At 61.8% G+C, this 19,061-nt stretch carries 16 protein-coding genes; 2 read left to right on the top strand and 14 right to left on the bottom strand.

What is annotated here, in order from left to right; genetic code table 11:
• Positions 1-2: 2 nt before the first annotated feature.
• From BV034_RS32575 to BV034_RS32570, 3 genes are read right to left on the bottom strand one after another with little or no spacing between them, the layout of a single operon-like run.
• Entirely contained in the window at positions 3-311 is a 309-nt protein-coding gene (locus tag BV034_RS32575) for a hypothetical protein (RefSeq protein ID WP_050031109.1), read from the bottom strand.
• A gap of 12 nt (positions 312-323) precedes the next feature.
• Complete coding sequence (locus tag BV034_RS36670) at positions 324-476, bottom strand: hypothetical protein (protein ID WP_265593727.1); 153 nt, start codon at positions 474-476, stop codon at positions 324-326.
• Between the two features lie 28 nt (positions 477-504).
• The gene (locus BV034_RS32570) at positions 505-2,382 is read right to left on the bottom strand and encodes a tape measure protein (protein WP_050031108.1); all 1,878 of its coding nucleotides are present in this window, start codon (positions 2,380-2,382) and stop codon (positions 505-507) included.
• Positions 2,383-2,674: 292 nt separating this feature from the next.
• On the opposite strand from BV034_RS32570, the gene BV034_RS36945 reads away from it, so the two are divergent.
• Positions 2,675-2,995 (top strand): Bro-N domain-containing protein, encoded by a 321-nt coding sequence (locus tag BV034_RS36945; protein WP_081888306.1) that lies wholly within the window; start codon positions 2,675-2,677, stop codon positions 2,993-2,995.
• Between the two features lie 63 nt (positions 2,996-3,058).
• On the opposite strand, the gene BV034_RS32565 is transcribed toward BV034_RS36945, so the two are convergent.
• The 11 genes from BV034_RS32565 to BV034_RS32510 form a co-directional block, all read right to left on the bottom strand.
• Positions 3,059-3,547, bottom strand: a complete 489-nt coding sequence (locus tag BV034_RS32565) for an ERCC4 domain-containing protein (RefSeq protein WP_050031107.1) — start codon at positions 3,545-3,547, stop codon at positions 3,059-3,061.
• Positions 3,548-3,827: 280 nt separating this feature from the next.
• On the bottom strand, positions 3,828-4,886 hold the full coding sequence (locus tag BV034_RS32560; RefSeq protein ID WP_050031106.1) for an AAA family ATPase: 1,059 nt from the start codon (positions 4,884-4,886) through the stop codon (positions 3,828-3,830).
• Positions 4,883-5,830: a CHC2 zinc finger domain-containing protein gene (locus tag BV034_RS32555; RefSeq protein WP_050031105.1), complete on the bottom strand. Its 948-nt coding sequence runs from the start codon at positions 5,828-5,830 to the stop codon at positions 4,883-4,885. The genes BV034_RS32560 and BV034_RS32555 overlap by 4 nt, the downstream gene beginning before the upstream one ends.
• 281 nt (positions 5,831-6,111) lie before the next feature.
• Positions 6,112-6,327, bottom strand: coding sequence for a helix-turn-helix domain-containing protein (locus BV034_RS32550; protein ID WP_265593726.1), 216 nt, complete (start codon positions 6,325-6,327; stop codon positions 6,112-6,114).
• 93 nt (positions 6,328-6,420) lie between these two features.
• The gene (locus BV034_RS32545) at positions 6,421-7,047 is read right to left on the bottom strand and encodes a hypothetical protein (RefSeq protein ID WP_050031103.1); all 627 of its coding nucleotides are present in this window, start codon (positions 7,045-7,047) and stop codon (positions 6,421-6,423) included.
• Positions 7,048-7,113: 66 nt separating this feature from the next.
• On the bottom strand, positions 7,114-8,244 hold the full coding sequence (locus tag BV034_RS32540) for a tyrosine-type recombinase/integrase (protein WP_050031102.1): 1,131 nt from the start codon (positions 8,242-8,244) through the stop codon (positions 7,114-7,116).
• 1,600 nt (positions 8,245-9,844) lie between these two features.
• Entirely contained in the window at positions 9,845-11,056 is a 1,212-nt protein-coding gene (locus BV034_RS32530; RefSeq protein WP_050031100.1) for a VWA domain-containing protein, read from the bottom strand.
• A 35-nt stretch (positions 11,057-11,091) separates the two neighbouring features.
• Positions 11,092-13,470, bottom strand: coding sequence for a DUF5682 family protein (locus tag BV034_RS32525; protein WP_050031099.1), 2,379 nt, complete (start codon positions 13,468-13,470; stop codon positions 11,092-11,094).
• 39 nt (positions 13,471-13,509) lie between these two features.
• On the bottom strand, positions 13,510-14,586 hold the full coding sequence (locus tag BV034_RS32520; protein ID WP_265593725.1) for an AAA family ATPase: 1,077 nt from the start codon (positions 14,584-14,586) through the stop codon (positions 13,510-13,512).
• 80 nt (positions 14,587-14,666) lie between these two features.
• Positions 14,667-16,190, bottom strand: coding sequence for a DUF5691 domain-containing protein (locus BV034_RS32515; protein WP_050031097.1), 1,524 nt, complete (start codon positions 16,188-16,190; stop codon positions 14,667-14,669).
• 52 nt (positions 16,191-16,242) lie between these two features.
• Complete coding sequence (locus tag BV034_RS32510) at positions 16,243-17,619, bottom strand: SWIM zinc finger family protein (protein ID WP_050031096.1); 1,377 nt, start codon at positions 17,617-17,619, stop codon at positions 16,243-16,245.
• A gap of 94 nt (positions 17,620-17,713) precedes the next feature.
• Between BV034_RS32510 and BV034_RS32505 the strand changes: the two genes are divergently transcribed.
• Entirely contained in the window at positions 17,714-19,048 is a 1,335-nt protein-coding gene (locus BV034_RS32505) for an acetylxylan esterase (RefSeq protein WP_081888305.1), read from the top strand.
• The last annotated feature ends 13 nt before the right edge of the window (positions 19,049-19,061 follow it).

Genomic DNA, 19,061 nt, shown 5'->3' with positions numbered 1-19,061 from the left:
GATCAGGCGGTGAAACGGAAGGCGGCGGTGACAATCTCGGAGCGGTGAACACACGGATGCAGTTGCACCGTGCAATGGGCCCCGGGCCGGATGTTGAGTGACTCGGCAATCATGGCGTGGGCACTGTCTGGAGAGTGCAGCTCGTTGAAAAACACGTGGCCACCGATCAGCCGACCGTCTTCGCCGAAGTAGGCAACGAACTCGTGAAACGGTCCCCACGCTGCGCCGTCCTCGTCATCGAGTGGCAACACCGCGGCAACAGCTTCGCGGGGCTGGCCAGCGAGTGAGAGGAGATCAATGGGCGTCTGCATGGGCGTGATGGTTCAGTCGTCAGGAAACAAGGTCGCCATCAGCCACAGCCAAGCCAGGGTGGGCGCGAACGTGATCATTTTCCAGAGTGGGCTGAGAACCGGGATGTACCGGCCACTTGGGTAGTCGCGCCGGTCGCGGTCGATTGGGAATTTGCGTTGTTTCATAGTGAGGGACCCTTCTTGTTGATCGCCATTACATGCGCGCTGGTGCCGACTGGGGGGTGGATGTCACGCCTACCATCTGGCGTAGCAGCATGATAATCTCACCCTGCTGCTGCGTTTGCTTCTGGTTCTCTCGTAGCACTGGGTCAGATCCAGACGACGGACCCGCGCGACCGCCGCCGCCGACGGCCTGGAGGCTGGAGACGGGCACCTCTGCGGCGCGACGCTTGCCGTCCTCGCGCTTCTTGGCCTCCTCCTCCATTTTACTCTTAAGCTCCTCTGCCTTGCGCTTCGCCTCTTCGTCTAGCTTGCCTTGTTCGTCGCGGATCTTGCGACCCAATGCGATAGCGTCGGCGCGCTTGCGTGCGGCTGCCGCGGGATCGCTCTCCTCCATGTTTTTTGCGTCGGCTTCGAGCTGGCTCTTCTCCTTCTGGAATTCAGCAATGCGCTGCTGAGGCGTCATCTGCTCAAGCTGGTCTTCGCGACGTGCCTTGGCTTCTTCTTCGCGAGCCTGGGCGATGGCAAGCACGTCAGCCTCGTCCTGCTTGCGCTGGTCTTCGGCTTTCTGTTTCGCGTCGTCTGCCTGCTTTTGTTTCTCCTTCTCGATGTCGCGGCGCACCTTCTGCTCCTTCTCCAGAGCATCAAGGCGCTTGTCGTCATCAGGGGCGTTAGCCGCTTCTTCACGAAGTCGATTGCGCTCTTTGATCAAGGCGTTGATGCGCGCCTCACCCTCCAGGCGATCGCGTGCGGCCTCGGCTTCATTGTCCTTGAGTCGCTGCTCCCGTTCGCGGATTTTCTCCGCCGCTTTCGCAGCCTTGTCGTCAACTTCCTCGGCAATCGGCTGCTTGCTTTTTTTGGCTTCATTCAACTGCCGGTCCACGTCAGCGCGAAACTTAATTTCTTTCTTGTCCTCGGGAAGAAGTTTAGAATGCTGATCGGCGAGGAAATCTTGAAGCTCTGCGTACTCTTTTTTGAGGCGCTCCACGAAGCTCATGCCAGACGAGCGTCCGTTCAACTTGTCGTCCACCATCTGCTTGGCTCGGGCTACAGCCTCAGTGAAAAAGCTGATTGCAACGATGGTCTTTGCCCATTGTTGACTGACCCAATCGGCAACCACACCCATTTTCTCAAGCAGGCTCGTCCCCTTGGAGATTTGCCCGGTTATCGCCTCCAACACCGGATCACTGAATTTCCTCAGCAGCTTTTCCCAAGCGTCGCCAAGAGTGCTCACCTGTCCTTCAAAGGTGCCAGCCTGCTTGGACATCATTTGGAAAAACGCTCCCCCTTCCTGGGTCAAGGAGAACAACGCGGCCCGCATGTCTTCGAATCCGATTTTACCTTCACTCGCCAGTTTTTTGATCTGGCTCTCCGCCACGCCAAAATGTTTAGCGAGGCTTTGTATGATCGGCACGCCGCGACCGCTCAACTGATTCAAGTCTTCACTGAAAATTGTGCCCTGGGTCCGGGCCTTCCCGAACAATTCTGCCAGCTCTGACAGAGGCATGCCCACCCCGGCTGCGATGTCCCCCAGCTTGCGCAGAGTGTCCGTGACCGTCGTCGTAGACTCGCCGAAGGCGATCAACATCTTCGCTGACTCGCCAAGTTCTGCGCCCGTGAGTGGTGTACCGGCGGCAAGATCTTCAAGCTCAGATAGCACGAGCTTTGCCTGAGATGCGGAGCCGGTACGCGTTTCTAGGCTGGCCCTCAGTTTCTGTGCCTGGCTGGAGGCATCTAGCGCCTTCTTGAATACATTCGCCGCAGCGGTAAGAAGTGTGAACCCGCCAATTGCCCCAACGAGTTGGCTGCGGAGGTCAGTCGTGAACTTGCTTGAAGACTGACTCATCGCGGCCAGCCCGCTTTGGAACTGCCCCGCATTTACCCCAACGCCGACCTGAATTTGAGTGCCCATTCCCCACGGGCGGGGTGTCAACGCTTTGCGCCGGGGCGCGACGGTCCGTTAACTCCGGGACGGGAGCGGGGTTATGGGCACGGCGTCAGCGGGTGGAGCGTGTCACACCACATGGGTTTTCCGGTTTGAAACCGGAGTATTCCCCGAAATTGGGGAGCGGGGCCGGCCACCTGGGGGTTGTTTCCAGTTTCGGAAAAAACTCACCTCGGTAAAAATCTACCGGAGCAGGTTCACGGATCACGAATCTGTGATCGGTTACTCTGCACAATGAGCGGGGTAATCCCCGTGCCGGATTCTTGAGATCGCCAATCCTTCTGACGCAATAAAGAGCTTGGATGCTGATGAACGAATGACCCTAGATAATAGCGAGGGTCATTCCGGTCAGCGCGGCGGGGCTCAGTCGCTCAACCTCATCTCCGAATCCGGCCTCTACGCTCTCGTCTTCAAGTCCCGCAAACCGCAGGCTCACGTAGGGAATGGGAAGTGGGTGAGCAAGTTCCCAATGGTTCCAAGCCATCCAGGGGCCCTCACGGCTGACGGCAGTAGGGCGGGGCCACCACCGGGGGCCGTAGGGAATGGGAACCTGTTCAAAAGGTCACTCGTGCGGAAATGACGGTAGAGGGGAAAACCCCACGCTTTTGGACGCGAGCGGAATCCTTTACCCCAGGGGGCGTGTCTAAACAGCGCCCACCCCGTCCAGGACACCCACCAGCTCCTTGAGCTCGGCAGCGGTGGCAAAGGGTTTAGCGCGCTCCCTGACGAAGTACACGGCCCACTCCTCAATCATGCGAGCAGCCCGTGCTGGCGTCTCTGCCCACACAACAGGCAGGCCTCGCACCTCAATGGCCAACAGTGAGGCAACAGCGGCCTTAGGACTCATCCTGCTGCGGTATGTGCCCTGCTCTACCTCACGACGTGAACCAACGATCAGCAAGCGGGCAAAGTCGAATCCTCTCAACCTGTCGATCTCCTTCATGAACCGCTCGCGCTCGGTGCTCAAGCTGCCGATCAGGTCAGCCACGCTCTTGCGCTCCACGGCGAAGGATGTCTCCATGCCCCTGATGCTGTAGTCGCCCGTGGTCAGCGTACCCACCTCAGAGGCCAGCCGGGTGAACTGCAAGGGTGTCTGTTCCCTGGTATCCACGATGATCGTCGGCGGGGTCATGCTGGGTGGTCGTGTCAGTGCTCGAGCCTACGGGAGCCAGCCGGGACGAAGACCGCACCGACGCGAAGCGAAAGAGGTGCGCGTCTGGATGACGGCGAGAGGGGGAAAGCGAAGCTCCCCCTCGCTCCCTTGTTTTGAGGTGGTTTTCAAAACCGCGCCACCACGCCAATCCTTATAGTGGCGTGGTACGGTTTTTATGTTCATAGGATCATTGAAAACGTTCATGGCAAACCGAGTGGCGTTAGGTACAGTTGGCGCGGTTTGGCGGGGTTTGGCGCGGTCATGCTTCCGACTCCCTAATGGAGTACACCTTGCCTTGCTTGTGCCCCGGATCAGGTGATTCGACGACCCTTCCGGAAACAACGAGATTCTTAAGAATCCTCCTCGCTGCGCCTTCCGACAGACCAGACCCGTCTTGTATCTCGGCGAAACGTATCGGCTCATCAGAGCTGGCAATGACAGCAAGCACCCTTGCGGCGTTTCCATGGGCATCACCCCTCTGAACCTCTCCTGCCACATCGATGGATATCCGCCCTTGGTGCCAGGCGAATTCCACAAGCGGCAGATCGCTGAAACGCGGCCAGTCACGCAACACAGGATCAAGCACTGCATACGTCTTTTCAATGTCTGGCCCTTTATCTGTGGGGCGAAGCACGAAAAGGCTATCATAGAAGCCGCCCTTTGCTGAAGCGCCTCGGGCGGCATCCACGGCGCTCTTGTCAGTTCCTCCGCCTTTGGCAGTGTGGTCGACGCAGATCAAGGAGCAATTGGTCTTAGCTGTGAAGCTCTGCAACGCTGTGAGATCTCTTGATGTGGTGTCGTTGTTGTTCTCCTCCTGAAGCCAACCAGTACGATAAAGCGAATCCACCACCACCAAGCCAAATCCTTCCGCTTCGACGAGCGTGGTTATGTCGGCGATCCCGGGAAGCTTGGCGCGCCCCCTCAAGCATTGATAATGGAAACCCTCTGGACGCCACTCCGATGTCATACACATGCGCTTCTCGAATGTTCCAGGCTTCAATTCGTAGTCGAGATAAAGCACTTTCCGTTGGAAAGTTGCGCGTCCAAGGAAAGGGTCTCCGCCTGCTACAGCGAGCGCCATCTTGAGCGTGAACCACGTCTTGGCCGTTTTGGCTGGACCTACAACGGTAGCGACTTCACGCTCTCTCAGCATGCCATCAATAATCGGTGGATCGCTCATGTTTGCGATCCGGTCGGGATCGTCGGTCCATCGATCGTTGGCGCTTACAAGAGACCATTCAAACGGTGTATCTTGCTTTTCTCCATTCGCTTGCGCGGCCGGAGCAGGCTTTTGAATCAGTCCGGGGAGCAGCGTCATAGAGAAGTGATTGCGGTGATGGTCTGCAGCACGTTGGGAGTTTGAGGCAGTTTCAAGAAGTCACCCAGGTCAGCCTTGGTCACGCGGGCCAGCTCGGGGACGCGGGAGAGATCCACGCAGTCGACGTTGGCACCGACCGATTGAAGTTCTCGAACCCAACGGGAGGCCGCTTGCTCCCCGGCCCTTCCGGTGTCCCCAATGATCCGCACCCGCCGGCCTGCCAGCATCGGGAGGACATCGGACGGGATAGAGCTTGCAGCGCTCGGCAGTGTGAGTGCTGCGGTGCAGTGGCTCATATCGGCACGGTGAAGAAGTTCCAAAAGCTCCAAGTAGCCGACAGTGCCTTCAGTGAGAAACACAGGCACCTCCTGGCTCCCAAGGTGACGCAGGCCAATGGGGCGTGTTTTGCGCCGCGCAAGGTTGTCGGACTTCTGCCCGTGGTGGAACATGCCGCCATCCATCCTCCTGTATTGGGCGAAGGAGTCTCGCTCATCGAGCAAGACATAGCACTGATGCCCATAGCGCCAGCCGAAGCGAAGGTAGCCGTAGAGCTGGGCGTCTGCCATAGCTTGCACCGACAGACCGCGCAGCTTCGCCAGCCTTGTCAGAGTGCCGCCATCAGCAAGGCCAATATTGGGCCACGGTTCAGGAGGCCTTGGGGCAATAGCGGGGCGTACTGGAAGTTCTGCGGGGTTGCCGTAGTCCTGGCGCAGCATCGAGATTGCATCCCGGATGCTGACGCCGTGAATCATGGCGTGCAGATCAATGATGGTGCCACCTTTCGCGCACACTGGGCAGTGCCAGAGCCAGGCGTCACCATGTTGGGTTGCTCGGAGGGAGGGGCGAGCGTCCTCATGAAGCGGGCAAAGAGCAATTAACTTGTCTCCTGTAACCCTGGGTTCGCACCCGAGCTTTTGCAGGTGGGTAGGAAGAGCGTCTTTCATCAGCGGGAGTGATTCCCGCGCTTGCAATCGGCTTTGACACCGCTACACTTGTTGGACCTGCCAGGGTGACCAACTAGTGTTTTAGCGATGGCCGCAGCCGATGAGGCGCGGCTTTCGTGTTTAAAGGGTGAAGGTGTTCATGGTCGATAGCCTCAAGTTCCCGTCAGCGGCGGAGTTGAGCCACCGCAAACACAGGCGTCGGGTTTGTGTCGCGATCATGAGGAAAGGTTGCGCAGGTCTGGCCAGAAATTCCCTCTGTGCGGAGTCTGCCGCTACTTCGGTCAGGCTTTGGATGCGCCCGCCTCGATCTGCTTCATCCCCTCGGCAATCTGCCGGTCGAGGAAGGCGTCCAGACTCTCCTTCAGGATCACCCGGCGGCGCTGGGTGCTACCCGTGAACCGAATGGGCACCGTCTTGATTTCGCCCTCATCAGCCAAGCGGTAGAGGGAGCTGCGGGAGAATCGGAGACCCCGGAACACCAGGGTACGACTCGGCATTTCAATGAGATCCGCTCCAAACGGGAGCGCCTTGTGTGTCTGTGCTTCTGTCTGCGTCATGACTCAAAGTGCCCGACGCATACAAAACCTCATTCATGTTCCTTTTTGTTCTCGACCATCGGGAACTTTCCCGGATTTACGCGCTGAAGCAGCCCTCCCATCAGCGATCATGTCCTGGATTCCAGCGTCTTGAATGTACTCCGAGACCTTGCCTTTTGGGATCTCCATACGCAGATGGCTAAGCTCTTCAGGAGGGTCCTTCAGGAAGGCGATAACGTCCGCTTGAGTCGGTTTCCGGGCATTTGCCTTGGTGAGAACGCGGACTGCCTCAAGGACGTAGTATCGCTTTTCGGAAATTGGTTTGGACTCAAGCGGCCACGTCTCTTTGTCCGTGGCTTTCACCCACATCTCACTCATTCGCCGGAAGAGGGGATATGCTAACCTTGCGTTGTCTGGGTGCATGACGGCCGCTCTCATCGCTTCAAGCACACCATCAAGCGCCTCTGACCTTGCCGATTCGGGCGCTCCTCTTGTTCGCTCCAGATCGCACAGTGCAGGCCAAAGTAACCTTTCCCATTGGTCCAACCCTTCCATCTTCCGGCGTGCGAATTCAATACGGAGATCCAGATCAGCGAGTCTGTTCAATTCCTCTCTTGGGAGAGTCCGGACGGGTTCGATACCCCAACTTGCCACTTGATCAATTAATTGATCAGGGTCCATGGATTCCCAACCTGACATGAAGTCGTCGGGCTCACTATTTGAACTGGTTGGTTCCATGGGCATTTCTCACTTCTTGATTTTCCCAACCGCCTTCTTGAGCACCTTCAACTCCGCATGGGAGTACCTCTGATTCACGCTGGCTGATGTGTGACCAGACAACGCCATGCGCACACGCTCATCGACGCCGGCAGTCAGCAGCGCGGTGTTGAAGAAGTGGCGCAGGCTGTGAAAGCTCTTGGTGGCATGACGCCGCCCGCGGCCCTCAACATCTGTGCGGCGCTTCGGGTCGATGCCCGCGGCCTCCATGAGTTCAAGGAACTCACCAGATAGACCGTTGGTTCCATTGATCTTCCTGCCTGCCAGGGAAGGGCAGGCGGGCCCAGACTTCCCGTTCTCGATCATGGGGCGCAGTCGCTTCTCAACCTCGGGGTGCATCGGGACGGTGAGAACCCGACCCTTCCGTGATGTCTTCTGCGGAGTGTAGACGATAGCGCCGTCCTCCAGGTTCACGCGGGCAAGATCCAGATTCGCGGCGTCCCCAAGGCGCATGGAGGCGAACGCACCGAGGGCGACGGCGGTCGGCCAGTCGTCTGGAAGCTTGGTCAGGAGCACTTGCACCTCGTCCGCAGTGAAGGGGTCCCGGCTTTCCTGCGCAGTGTCGTCCACCTCCACGCTCCGGGCCGGGTTGCTGCCAATGATTCCTTGCCGCTGGGCCGTGGCGAACATGGCACCCACGATTTTCAGCCGCTGGTTGACGCTGGAGCCGGTCAGGCCTTCGTCCACCAGCTTGTCCCGGAAGGCCTCCACATCGCGCGGTAGGATCGTCGAGACGGGATGGTCAGCCTTTGGACCAAGGACGGCCAGGAAGGCTTTCACGACACCCTCGTAGGACTCTGCGGTCCGGGCGGCCCGATTTCGGGCTTTGCCATCCAGCCAGCGCCGCGAAAAGGTCCTCAAGGTCTCGGCATCAATGGCCTGACCGGTGAGGCGTAGCATTTCGTTCAGAATCGTGCGGGCCTTGTCGACCGTGAGCCGCTTCTCTTTGGCAAGCCGGGCCGCGCCTTCCCACTCGACAGCCTGCTTCATGGCGTGGCTCCTGTTAGTGGTCTCGGTGCTGCGTTGGGTCCGCTTGCCCTCCGCGTCGTAGTAGCACGCGACCCAGTAGGGGCTTTTGGCACGCTTGCGTAAAGAAGCCATGGTAACAACCACAGTAACAACGTATCGGGTTGTGTCAAGGGGTGTCTAACCGTTTATCGTCAACGATTTATGATGTGGCTGGAGGGCAATTTCTTATTTCAGGTTCGAGTCCTGGCGCGGTAGCCACTCCTTCTAGAGGGTCAGGCCTATTTAAGATCAGGAGGGTGCGAGAAGATGACAAGATCGCCACTGCAGCGGCAGCCTGGATTTCAGGACGGCGGTCTTCCACTAGATGCCGCCAAACCATCTCTCCAGTTTCTTACAAGGCGCGAATACGGCCATCGCGAGAAGCATGAGGCCAAAGGCGCACACTGCGCCGGGCATCCAAGACGACAGACCACGGATGAGCGCGAGGATCCCGATCGTCAGAAACAACGCCCCCAGCGAGCCCCCGCCAATCCTTAGAAGATAACAGCTCCCGCGCATGCCTCCAATCTCGCATCGCGGAAATGAAATTCAAGGGGGTACCTTCCCACCTGTGCCTGCGCAACGCACCGTCGCTGGAAACTCTACGCACTGTCGAAAACTCTGCCCTCCAACAGCACGGTGGTGGAAAGCGGAAGCTGGAAGTGGCGCAGTGCCATTTTGGGCTCGCTTCACGGGAGACAGAAGACTGCAACACACAAGACTTGGGCTCTCTCTCCTCGTACAACACGCGCAACGAATCGGCCCGCTCCAATCGTCCCACGATGTGGCCATCTCTCCTTACGTTCCAACACCCTGGGTTGTAGGGCGACGCCTCGGTTGCCTTGTCAGGGGACGCTCGGCAAGCGGAGCGCTTGCCCTACAGCGCCAATAACCGATCTAAGTCGAAGCAGTGATTTTCCGGAGCGGTTTGCTTTCCCCTTCCTGCCAGTGGAGCTCCAGTGACTTTCGAAACCTGGTGACACGGGGAGAAGGCGAAGCTTGCAAACGCTTCAGCTAGTGTCTGCCAAGGAACCTGAAGGGGGCTGACGTGGAGGTGTGGATGGCGGTGGGGAGAAAGCGGATGCTGTCGGCTTTCCCACCTGATCATCCTTCACGGAGGTACCCAGGGTTGACTCGCTTAGGGCTCGTCCAACCACTGGGCTGTGCTACAAATCCCCTTCGGGGATTAACTGCGGACTGAGCAGGAATTGGTTCCTTGGCGGCCACCTCAAAACGTGCGCGGTTGGGGTGGTCACCACGTGACCGACGCTGTCCAGCCTTTCAGTCGAAGCTCTTCCTGGAAGAGGATGCGGCTACAAGCCCAACGTTGACGAGCTTCCAGCGAGTCTACGTTGGGAAGGGATGCTGAAGGATTCTACTCCGAAGGAGTTGTGGCGGTCTGGCTGCTTTTCGCATCCAAGGTTCCTTGGCAGGCACTAACTGAAGCGTCTGCAAACTTGCCCTCGTGGTATGGCACCAAGCTTCGAAAGCCCAGGATGCAAGCGCTCCGCTTGCCGCGAGCTGTTCCCGATGAGGCAACCGAGGCGGTCGCCCTTACAACCCAGGATCGTTGGGGTGTGGGTTCGGGAATAGGGCGAACGGCGCACCTTTACACCTGGCCTCGGCCCCTGATGCCCTGAGAGGCAAGCGCTCCGCTTGCCACCAGCTCAGGTCTTGTGTCTCCGCGAAGCGGTCATGCTTTCCGAGTGGTCACCACCTCATGCTTGGCGGCCCAGGAGTTGATGTCTTCACGTTTGATGGCGGCGGCCATCAAGTCGGGGAACAGGTCCGGGGTGCAGGCGAAGGAGGGGACGCCGAGGGCACCCATCTTGGCGGCGAGTTCGTGGTCATAACACGGTGACCCCTCATCACTGAGGGCCAGGAGGGCGAGGAACTGCACGCCGCTCTCGACGAGGTCAGACGTGCGGCGCAGGAGGTTCTGCTCCACACCGCCCTCGATGAGGTCGGAGATGAGCACGAGGATGGTGTTGGCGGGATCAGTGATGAGGCTCTGGCAGTAGCCCACGGCGCGGTTGATGTCCGTGCCGCCACCGAGTTGGGTGCCAAAGAGGAGCTCGACTGGATCATCCAGCTGGTCGGTGAGATCGACCACCGAGGTGTCAAAGACCACGAGATGGGTCTTCACGGCCGGAAGGCTGGCCAGTACAGCCCCACAGATGCTGGAATACACCACCGAGGCCGCCATGCTGCCGCTCTGGTCAATGCAGAGGATGATCTGACGCTGAGTGCGTTGTTTCTTCCGGCCGAAGCCGATCCGCTTCTCCGGGACAATGGTCTGGTGCTCGGGCTGCCAGTGCTTGAGGTTGGCCTGGATGGTGCGGGGCCAGTCCATCTCCGCGATGCGGGGGCGCAGGTTGCGCTCCGCCCGGTTCAAGGCCCCGCTCACGGCCGAGCGGATGGGCTCCTCCAGCTTGCGAACAAGCTCGTCCACCACGCGGCGTACCACCAGCCGGGCGGTTTCCTTCGTCTTCGCGGGCAGGATGCTGTTGAGCGCGATGAGGCTGGCCACCAGGTGGACATCGGGTTCCACGGCCTCCAGCATCTCGGGCTCGGTCAGCATCTCCTGCAACTTCAGGCGGTCGAGCGCGTCCTTTTGCATGACGCGCACCACGGTTGAAGGAAAGTACTTCCGGATGTCCCCCAGCCAGCGGGCCACGCGGGGGCGGCTGCCTTCCGTGCCGCCCTTGGTGGAGCGGCCGCGGGACTGGAGCCCCTTGCCTTCCTCGGCATCATAGAGATCGCCCAGGGCGCGATCCATCTCAAGATCCGCCCCGGCAAGGGCCAGACCGGTGCCATCGGCGCCTTCTCCACCCAGGATGAGCCGCCAACGGCGAAGCTGCTCCAGGGGGTCGATGCTGGGTGAGGAGGTGGCAGTGGAGTTCATGGAAAGTACAATAGCGGGGGCGAAATAAAGTGAGATCAGGAGGGAAGGCCAAAGATCTGGCGCAGCACGGGAACCATCAGACGGGCCCTCTCGGGATCCCAGGCGAGGTCAGCGCCGTCCCCCGCATCTACACTGCCAGCTGAGCCTGCAGCCGCTCCACCATGTTGGCGGGCGCGTTCGCCAAGCTGCCGGCGTTCTGCGCTGGCGAGAAGGGCAAAGGCGCGACGCACCAGGGGAAGGATGGCTGTGAAGTGATCCGCGGTGAGGGAGCGCACCCAGTCATCCAGCAGCCGGAAGAGCACGTCATCATGCAGCAGCACCATGCCACTCTGGTTCAGGAAACCTTCCAGCCAGGCGGCGCCGGACTCCGGCGGCGTGCCCCGGGAGAGGGCGCGGCTCATGCGGGCTGAAACGGCCGCCACCGCATCGTCCTCCGACTTCTCATCCAGCAGAAGCCGGGCACAAAGGCCGGCCACCTGCCCGTGAATGCCGTGTCCGTCCGCTACCAAGGTGAGGGCCCGCAACCAGGAGGGCAGGTGGGAGCCTCCCTCCAGCAGCTTCACGGCCTGATGCACCGCAGTGATCTGCCTGCTCATGACACCCGCGGCTTCATCATCGAGGGAGGCGCACGCATTGGGCACGCCGATGCAGATGCGGGTGAGCATGCCGTCCAGCACGTGCAACACCTGGGCGCTGTCTGTCTTGCGCACATCCCCGTAGCGGGAGACCTGGGCCAGCGGTGGCACGGCCCCCATGAGCTGGCTGATGTCGCCCGTCACTGCCGCGCGATTTTCCAGCTCGTGAACGATTGCGGTCAACGCCGCAGAGAGGTTTGCGAGGAGGGCCTCTTTGACCAACGTGGTCAGCGTGGGCAGATCCGTCGCCTTCGCGGCCTGATCCCGGGCGAAGGCTGCCGCAGCGTCTTCCACCGTGCCGCCCCAGGGCGAGGCTTCGATCAATGCCACGGCAAATTCGGGCTTCCACTGGATGCGCCAGAGTTCATGGAAAGTACCTTTGCCACTGCGGGCATCGGTCACCTCGCCCCACGGCACGCGGAGAAGGCGCAGGCGGTGGAGCAGATGGCTGCGAAGCAGGTCGTTCTCCTTCCGCAGGTCCAGATCCAGGGTTTCCTGGGTGGGGCTCACTTTCAGCCGCAGACTCTTCTGCAACTTCAGCAAATCCCGTTGCAGGGGCACGGTGGGGGCGGACTCTGGCACGCTGCCGAGACGTTCACCGATGATCAGCTTTTGCCGCACCAGCCGCAGGGCGGTGTCGTCACCCATGCCAACGATGGCGCGGGCTGCTTCCATGAGTTCGGCCAGGCCTGGGGCTGGTTTTTGGCGCATGGCCGCGAGCGTCTCGGAGAGCCGCACGCACTCGATGAGATGGGCACTGGAGCAATCGAGATCGGCTTCCCGCAGCACGGCTCCCACCCGGGCGAACCAGCGCGGCAGGCTGGCATCCTGCCGCAGCCAGAGATGCTCGTACCAGGCAGGAGAATCTACGCCTGCGCCGTAGCCACTCTCGGCTGCGAGGCGACTGTAAGTCCACGGCACCCAGGTGGCCTCCACCTTGGTCTTGGGCAGGCCTTTGAGAAGCTCGTTGTCAAACGCGGCGGAGGGCATCTTTGCCAGGGCGGGGACATGCCAGGCCCCGCACACGACGGCGATGCGCTGGAAGCCTTCCTTCTGGGCGGCGCGGATGGTCTTGCGCATGTGGGCCTCGCGAAGGGCTTCGCGGCGCAGTTCAGCATCATCCTTGCTTGCCGGGGCCTCTGCGCGCACGGCAGTCATCGCTTCCTCGATGGCGGCAAAGAGATCCTGGCCATCGTGACGTTGCTCCACGAGGTGCTCCCACCATTCTTCCCCATCACCGAATCCGGCAGCCCGTCCCAACCAGCCAAGAGGGTCACCCCGGACGGTGTCGTCCGCCCTCTCCTCGGCGGGAGACGAGTCATCCGTTTCCAGATCTGCAGGCTCGGTCTCTTCACCGGCAGCCTGTTCCTGCGCCACAGGCGTTGGCTCCTCTGCCGCTGTCGTTTCAGCCTCAGGAGCCGCTGTCTCTGGTTCCTCCTGGTGCTCCAGGGCCAGGGAGTGGGCTACGGGCAGGTCCATGAACCGGACTGGCACCTGATGCTGCAAGGCATGCCGGATGGCCTGCCACTCGGGTGAGAATGTCGCGAAGGGATAGAAGGCACTGCGGCGGGCGTTTTCTGCGGCGTAGATCAACAGAGCCACTGGGGGCGTCATGCCCTCTTCCACCACCAGCGGCAGCAGGGTATCTGCTTCCGGTGGCCCTTCGATGAGCACGCAGTCAGGGGCCAGCTCAGAGAGTGCCGCTGCCAGGCTGCGGGCGCAGCCGGGGCCGTGGTGACGGATGCCGAAGAGATGGACGTTGCTGGCAGGGGAGGCCATGGCTGAGGAAACAACAGAAAGCGGTAGGTGAAGACGGGATCAGGCGAGGTCGCGGCAGGCGCGATACAGGTCCTTCCACTCGTCACGCTCCTTCACCACCGTCTCCAGATATTCGCGCCAGACCACGCCGTCCTGCACGGGGTCCTTCACCACGGCGCCGAGCAGGCCGCTGGCCATGTCTGTGGCGCTGAGCTGGCCGTCGCCAAAGTGTCCGGCCAGCGACATGCCGTTGTTGATCACGGAGATGGCTTCCGCAGTGCTCAGCGTGCCGGTGGGGGATTTCACCTTGGTCTTGCCGTCCGCGGTGAGACCGCTGCGGAGTTCGCGGAAAATCTGCACCACCCGGCGCACTTCCTTGAGGGCGGGCGGCTCCGCAGGCAGTTCGAGAGCCCGGCCCAGTTCCGCCACCCTTTTCTGGACGATTTGCACCTCCTCGTCCTCGCTGTTGGGCAGGGGGAGGATCACGGTGTTGAAGCGGCGTTTGAGGGCGCTGGAGAGCTCGTTCACCCCTTTGTCCCGGTTGTTCGCGGTGGCGATGACGTTGAAACCGCGGGCGGCCTGCACCTCGCTGTTAAGCTCCGGGATGGGCAGCATCTTCTCGGAGAGCACGGTGATGAGGGTGTCCTGCACATCGCTGGGGATGCGGGTGAGCTCCTCGATCCGGGCGATGCGGCCCTCCTCCATGGCGCGCATCATCGGGCTGGCGACGAGCGCCTCGCGGGAGGGGCCTTTTGACAGCAGCAGGGCGTAGTTCCAGGAGTAGCGGATCTGGTCCTCGCTGGTGCCCGCCGTACCCTGAAGAAGGCGGGTGGAATCTCCCGCCACGGCGGCGGCCAGATGCTCAGACACCCAGGACTTGGCCGTGCCCGGCACCCCGTAGAGCAGCAGAGCCCGGTCGGTGGCCAGCGTGGCGACCGCGATCTCAATGAGCCGGCGGCTGCCGATGTACTTGGGGGTTACCTCGAACCCATTTTCCAGCTTCCCACCCAGCAGGTAGGTGGCCACGGCCCAGGGCGAGAGGACCCAGTTGGCCGGACGCTGCCGGGTGTCGGACTTGCGGAGCTCATCAAGCTCCTGGGCGAACTGGATTTCGGCATGCTGACGGAGAACGGACATGGCAATTAGGAATGAGGAATTATGAATTGTGAACGAGAATGGGAGGGTTCTATGAAAGTGCCGTGAGATTCATTTATAATTCATAATTTTAAATTTAACATTTGGCGCAGCCGGCTGCGGCGCTCGAGGGTTTGCTGGAAGCGGTGGGCGGCGTCTTCGAAGGACGGCCAGTGCTTGGCGCCGGTGGGCCAGGGGGTGGGGCTTGAGGTGGCGGCCATGGGGATGCGGCAGGCGAGCTCGGGAAGGAGATTGCGCAACTCGTAGTCGTACTGCACGGCGTCGCTGTGCAGGTGGGCGATGAGCTTCTTTTCCACAGCGAGCCAGAAGGCGGTATCCCAGGTGAAGGGCGCCTTGATGACAAGACGCAGCCACCAGGTGAAGGCGGGGGCGGAGCCAGCGAGCTTCAGCCAGGCTTCGCGCTGTTCCTTGCCATCGAGCCCGCCAATGAGCTCCGCTGCCTCCTGCGCGGGCAGGACCTCCGCATTGATGATGGCATGGATCCAGGCGGGATCGGTGTCCTGCAAGGTGACTGCCTCGGCCAGCCCCTGAAGAAGGGACTCTTTCCATTCCGTCTTGGCGGCCCACAGGACCAGTTCCATGGGCGTCATGCCGGTGTGGGCGGTCCACCAGCCCAGTGGGGTGCGGGCGGCGATCTGGCGCAGCCACCACGCGCGTTCGCCCACGCGGATGCCACCGGGTGGTTTCTCCTCGATCCCGTCTTGCGCCGCGTCGGCTGGGAAGGCCTGGGGCGGGGCTGCCACCCAGTGGGTGCGGAAGAGCTTCTTCTCGGTGGTGATGCAAGGCTGCAACCGGGCCTGCATGCGCTGGGCAAAGGCGGACTGTGGCAGGGCCGAGAGGAGGCGGGCGGCGAGCGTGCGCACCTCCTTGCTGCGATCACTGATCAGGAGGGTTTGCAGCAGGGTTTCGTCGGAGGGGCCAAGCTGGGTGCGCAGTGCGCCCAGCAGAGTGACGCGATCGCGGGCGGACTCCTGGGGGAGCGTCTTTTCCAGCAACTCGCGGGCTTGGTCCGCCTCTGTCTGGCGCAGGGTGTGAAGGTACCGCGTCCGGGTGGCTACATCGCCCTCCTCCCACTGGCGTATGTCGATTTCATCGATCCCGGCGGTGGCGGCGAATCTCCATTCGTGGTTCTTGGCGGACAACCAGGCACCCCGGGTGCCCGCAGCCTTCATCACCGGATCGCGCAGGGCGCTGGCACGGTATGCGGCGTCGAAGTACGTCGGTAGCAGCCGATGAGGCAGAGACTGCCCCGCCGCAGCCAGAAGCTGGCAGGCCTCCGCGAGCAGAGCCTCGGGACCCTCTGCCGCGATCTGGGCCAGCAGTGACACCGCTTGAGGATCCCGACACACCCCTGGTGGAGAGGGCATCGCTGGCTCCGGCAGCGGCTCATCCGTCGAAGCAGGCTGCAGGCCGGCGATCTGGGCCAGACCTGCCACCGCCGCGGTGCGCAACAACCGGGCTTCAGGAGCGGCCCCTTCCTCCAGAGCGAGATCTTGGAGGCCCTGCGGAAGCGGAGGGAGGGCGGGGGTTCGCGCCGTGCCCAGGAGGGCGGCGGTGCTGAGTTGTTTCCAAAACGGAGCGGACATGAAGCAAACAGGGAACGATGAAATAAAAAATCAGCGTGAAGGGGGCGGACCCTCACGCGGGAGCCGTCTCATGAAAAGCGCAGTAGCCCTCCTCCTCGTGCCAGCAAGCCAGCAGTTGCAGGGAGCCGGACCCTGACCACTCGCCCATGACGGTGAGGGGATGTCCTCCAGAGATGGCCAGCAGCTCCCAACCATGACGGCTGGCGGTGAACGGCTGAAGCGGGAGGAGCGTGCCCTGAGTGTCCCGCAGCAGCCACTGGCCAGGCTGGTCCGCACCCATGTCCCGATGGATGGGCACTACCTGGGTCAGGACGGCGGGGAACTGGGTGAGCCACGGGTTCGAGCCCAGCGCGGTGGCATAGTCCCGCAGCAGGGTGGCGACATCCGGGATCGCAGTGAAGGGGCGATCCAGAGGGGTGGTGCTGGAGGGCGGCGTACTGAGCACGGCCCGCAGAGGATGGGCGGAAGGATAGTAGAGGAGCTCCGTCTGAATCACGGTACCAGGAACCAACGGTATCTCGAAAGCGCGGTTGCCATGGGAGAAATCCAGGATGAGGGCCATGCGCCCGGATTGACGCCCCTGCAACCAGGTGCGGCGCTCCCACAGACGCTCCCGCTCCTCGAAGTCCTGGCCCAGCACGGCCCAGTCGTCTGTGATGCGCTCGCCCGCAGTCGCGACCTCCTCCTTGTCCACGGCCCAGCCCAGCACGGTGCGGAGATCGGATTGCAGTGGCACATCCAGGGACTCGAAGCGGCGCAGCGCCTCCAGGCGGGTGTGGAGCCGTCCCATCTGCATCAGCGCCATGGCTGGCCACCGCTCGCCCAGGTAGGGCATGCCACCCAGGAGGGAAATCTCTTTTTCCAGGCCCGGCATCTGGTGGTCCACCATGCGTGCGGCAAGAGACTGCCAGTGGGTGCGGGGTTGCTGCGGCCAGGTGGCAATGCCGTGCCGGATCTGGTCGGCCATCCAGCGCTCCAGATCTTCCCCACCCTCCCGCATGCGGCTGAGACGTTTGGCGACCCGTTTGGCAGCGGCTTCGGGGTCAGCAGGGGCCTTGGGCCCGGCTTCCACCGCGGCAGCCTTCTTCTCCGCCTTGTCACGGCGCGTCTGCAACCAGGCGGAGACCCAGTCGGGCGGTTCGCCTTCTTTCAGCGAACCGGGCCGGTCCGCGGCCATGAAGAGCAGGCCGAGGCCGTGTTTGCACGGGAACTTGCGGCTGGGACAGCTGCATTTGAAGCCAGGACCGGTGAAGTCCACCTGTGTCTGGTAGGGCTTCGACCCACTGCCCTGGCATTCGCCCCATGCCGCCTCGTTGTTGCAGCCGAGGGTGGGCCATTTGGCAGGGTTGGTGAGTCCACGACCGGCTTTCACGGACGCAGTGTCCGGAGCCAAGGCAGTGACCTGTTCGGCTGAAAAGGGGACGGGCATTTTTTTGCATCATTGGAGCCAGTGAGCGGGCGGATGGCAAGTCTGATGATATTTTCTGGCGAAAGGTTTGCGCTTCAGTCAGGGTTCTTTTCCCATGAATCGCTATTCGCCCGCCGCAGTCCTCATGCTCAGCGTGGGGACGCTGGCCACCGCCTCCCTCACCATGGCCCAGACCGCAACTGCCCCAGCCACCGCGGCCAAGCCGCAGGAAGTGATCAACCAGGACGAGGTCCACGTGGGCAACCTGCCCATCCCTGACCCGCTCACCTGCGCAGATGGCACCAAGGTGACCACCAAGGAGCAGTGGCTGGAGAAGCGGCGTCCGGAGTTGTTCAAGCTCTTCGAGACCGAGGTGTACGGGCGCACGCCAGAGAAGAAGCTGGAAGGCGGGCGCATGGAAGTGCTACTGGAAAACAAGAGGGCGCTGGAGGGCAAGGCCACGCAACGGCTGGTGCGGATCTATTTCACGAAGGCGGACACGCCCCATCTGGACGTGCTGGTGTACCTGCCCAATGCCGTGTCCAAGGAGAGGCCAGCAGGCGTGTTTGTCGGGCTAAACTTCGGAGGCAATCACGCCGTGACGGAGGATCCCGCCATCCCGGTGCCCCAAGGCTGGTTCCGCAATAATAAAGAGACCGGGGTCACGGAAAACCGCGCCACCGAGGCGTCTCGTGGGGCGGACGCCCGGCGCTGGCCGATGGCCGAGGTGATCGCCCGCGGCTACGGCGTGGCCACCGCCTACTATGGAGATTTGGACCCCGACTTCGACGACGGCTTCCAGAACGGGGTGCAGCCGCTCTTTTACAAGGCGGGGCAGACCAAGCCGGAGGCGGACGAATGGGGCTCCATCGGGGCCTGGGCCTGGGGGCTGAGCCGGATGGCGGACTATCTGGTGACGTTGCCAGAGGTGGATGGCAAGCGCCTCGCCGTGCTGGGTCATTCCCGGCTGGGCAAGACCTCCCTCTGGGCCGGAGCGCAGGACACCCGCTTCAGCCTTGTCATCAGCAACAACTCCGGGGCGGGTGGGGCAGCGCTGAGCAAGCGCCACTTCGGTGAGACGGTGAACAAGCTCAACACGAACTTCCCCCATTGGTTCAACGGCAACTTCAAGAAGTACAGCATCAACGAAGCCGCCCTGCCGGTTGACCAGCATGAGTTGATCGCCCTGTGCGCGCCGCGACCGGTGTATGTGGCCAGTGCCACGGAGGATCTCTGGGCGGATCCCAAGGGCGAGTTCCTGGGGACCAAGCTGGCGGAGCCGGTGTACGCCCTCTTTGGCAAAAAAGGCCTCGGAGTGGCGGAGCCGCCCGCGCCGGATGTGAGCGTCGGGGAGGCCCTGGGGTATCACAATCGCACCGGCAAGCACGACATCCTGCTCTTCGACTGGGAGAAGTACATGGACTTCGCCGACAAGAACTGGGGGAAGTGAACGAGGGGTGAGG

This window comes from Verrucomicrobium sp. BvORR034, assembly GCF_000739635.1.
GTDB lineage: Bacteria > Verrucomicrobiota > Verrucomicrobiia > Verrucomicrobiales > Verrucomicrobiaceae > Verrucomicrobium.
Note: the sequence above shows the minus strand (reverse complement) of the source record. Positions and strands in the feature narration are given on the sequence as shown.

What these genes read in the sequence shown, in the direction of transcription:
- BV034_RS32525 (WP_050031099.1), bottom strand. Translation starts at nt 13,470, where the DNA reads ATGGCCTCCCCTGCCAGCAACGTCCATCTCTTCGGCATCCGTCACCAC.
- BV034_RS32575 (WP_050031109.1), bottom strand. Translation starts at nt 311, where the DNA reads ATGCAGACGCCCATTGATCTCCTCTCACTCGCTGGCCAGCCCCGCGAA.
- BV034_RS32565 (WP_050031107.1), bottom strand. Translation starts at nt 3,547, where the DNA reads ATGACCCCGCCGACGATCATCGTGGATACCAGGGAACAGACACCCTTG.
- BV034_RS32550 (WP_265593726.1), bottom strand. Translation starts at nt 6,327, where the DNA reads ATGCCGAGTCGTACCCTGGTGTTCCGGGGTCTCCGATTCTCCCGCAGC.
- BV034_RS32530 (WP_050031100.1), bottom strand. Translation starts at nt 11,056, where the DNA reads ATGAACTCCACTGCCACCTCCTCACCCAGCATCGACCCCCTGGAGCAG.
- BV034_RS32560 (WP_050031106.1), bottom strand. Translation starts at nt 4,886, where the DNA reads ATGACGCTGCTCCCCGGACTGATTCAAAAGCCTGCTCCGGCCGCGCAA.
- BV034_RS32545 (WP_050031103.1), bottom strand. Translation starts at nt 7,047, where the DNA reads ATGGACCCTGATCAATTAATTGATCAAGTGGCAAGTTGGGGTATCGAA.
- BV034_RS32520 (WP_265593725.1), bottom strand. Translation starts at nt 14,586, where the DNA reads ATGTCCGTTCTCCGTCAGCATGCCGAAATCCAGTTCGCCCAGGAGCTT.
- BV034_RS32555 (WP_050031105.1), bottom strand. Translation starts at nt 5,830, where the DNA reads ATGAAAGACGCTCTTCCTACCCACCTGCAAAAGCTCGGGTGCGAACCC.
- BV034_RS36670 (WP_265593727.1), bottom strand. Translation starts at nt 476, where the DNA reads ATGAAACAACGCAAATTCCCAATCGACCGCGACCGGCGCGACTACCCA.
- BV034_RS32515 (WP_050031097.1), bottom strand. Translation starts at nt 16,190, where the DNA reads ATGTCCGCTCCGTTTTGGAAACAACTCAGCACCGCCGCCCTCCTGGGC.
- BV034_RS32510 (WP_050031096.1), bottom strand. Translation starts at nt 17,619, where the DNA reads ATGCCCGTCCCCTTTTCAGCCGAACAGGTCACTGCCTTGGCTCCGGAC.
- BV034_RS32540 (WP_050031102.1), bottom strand. Translation starts at nt 8,244, where the DNA reads ATGGCTTCTTTACGCAAGCGTGCCAAAAGCCCCTACTGGGTCGCGTGC.
- BV034_RS32570 (WP_050031108.1), bottom strand. Translation starts at nt 2,382, where the DNA reads ATGGGCACTCAAATTCAGGTCGGCGTTGGGGTAAATGCGGGGCAGTTC.
- BV034_RS32505 (WP_081888305.1), top strand. Translation starts at nt 17,714, where the DNA reads ATGAATCGCTATTCGCCCGCCGCAGTCCTCATGCTCAGCGTGGGGACG.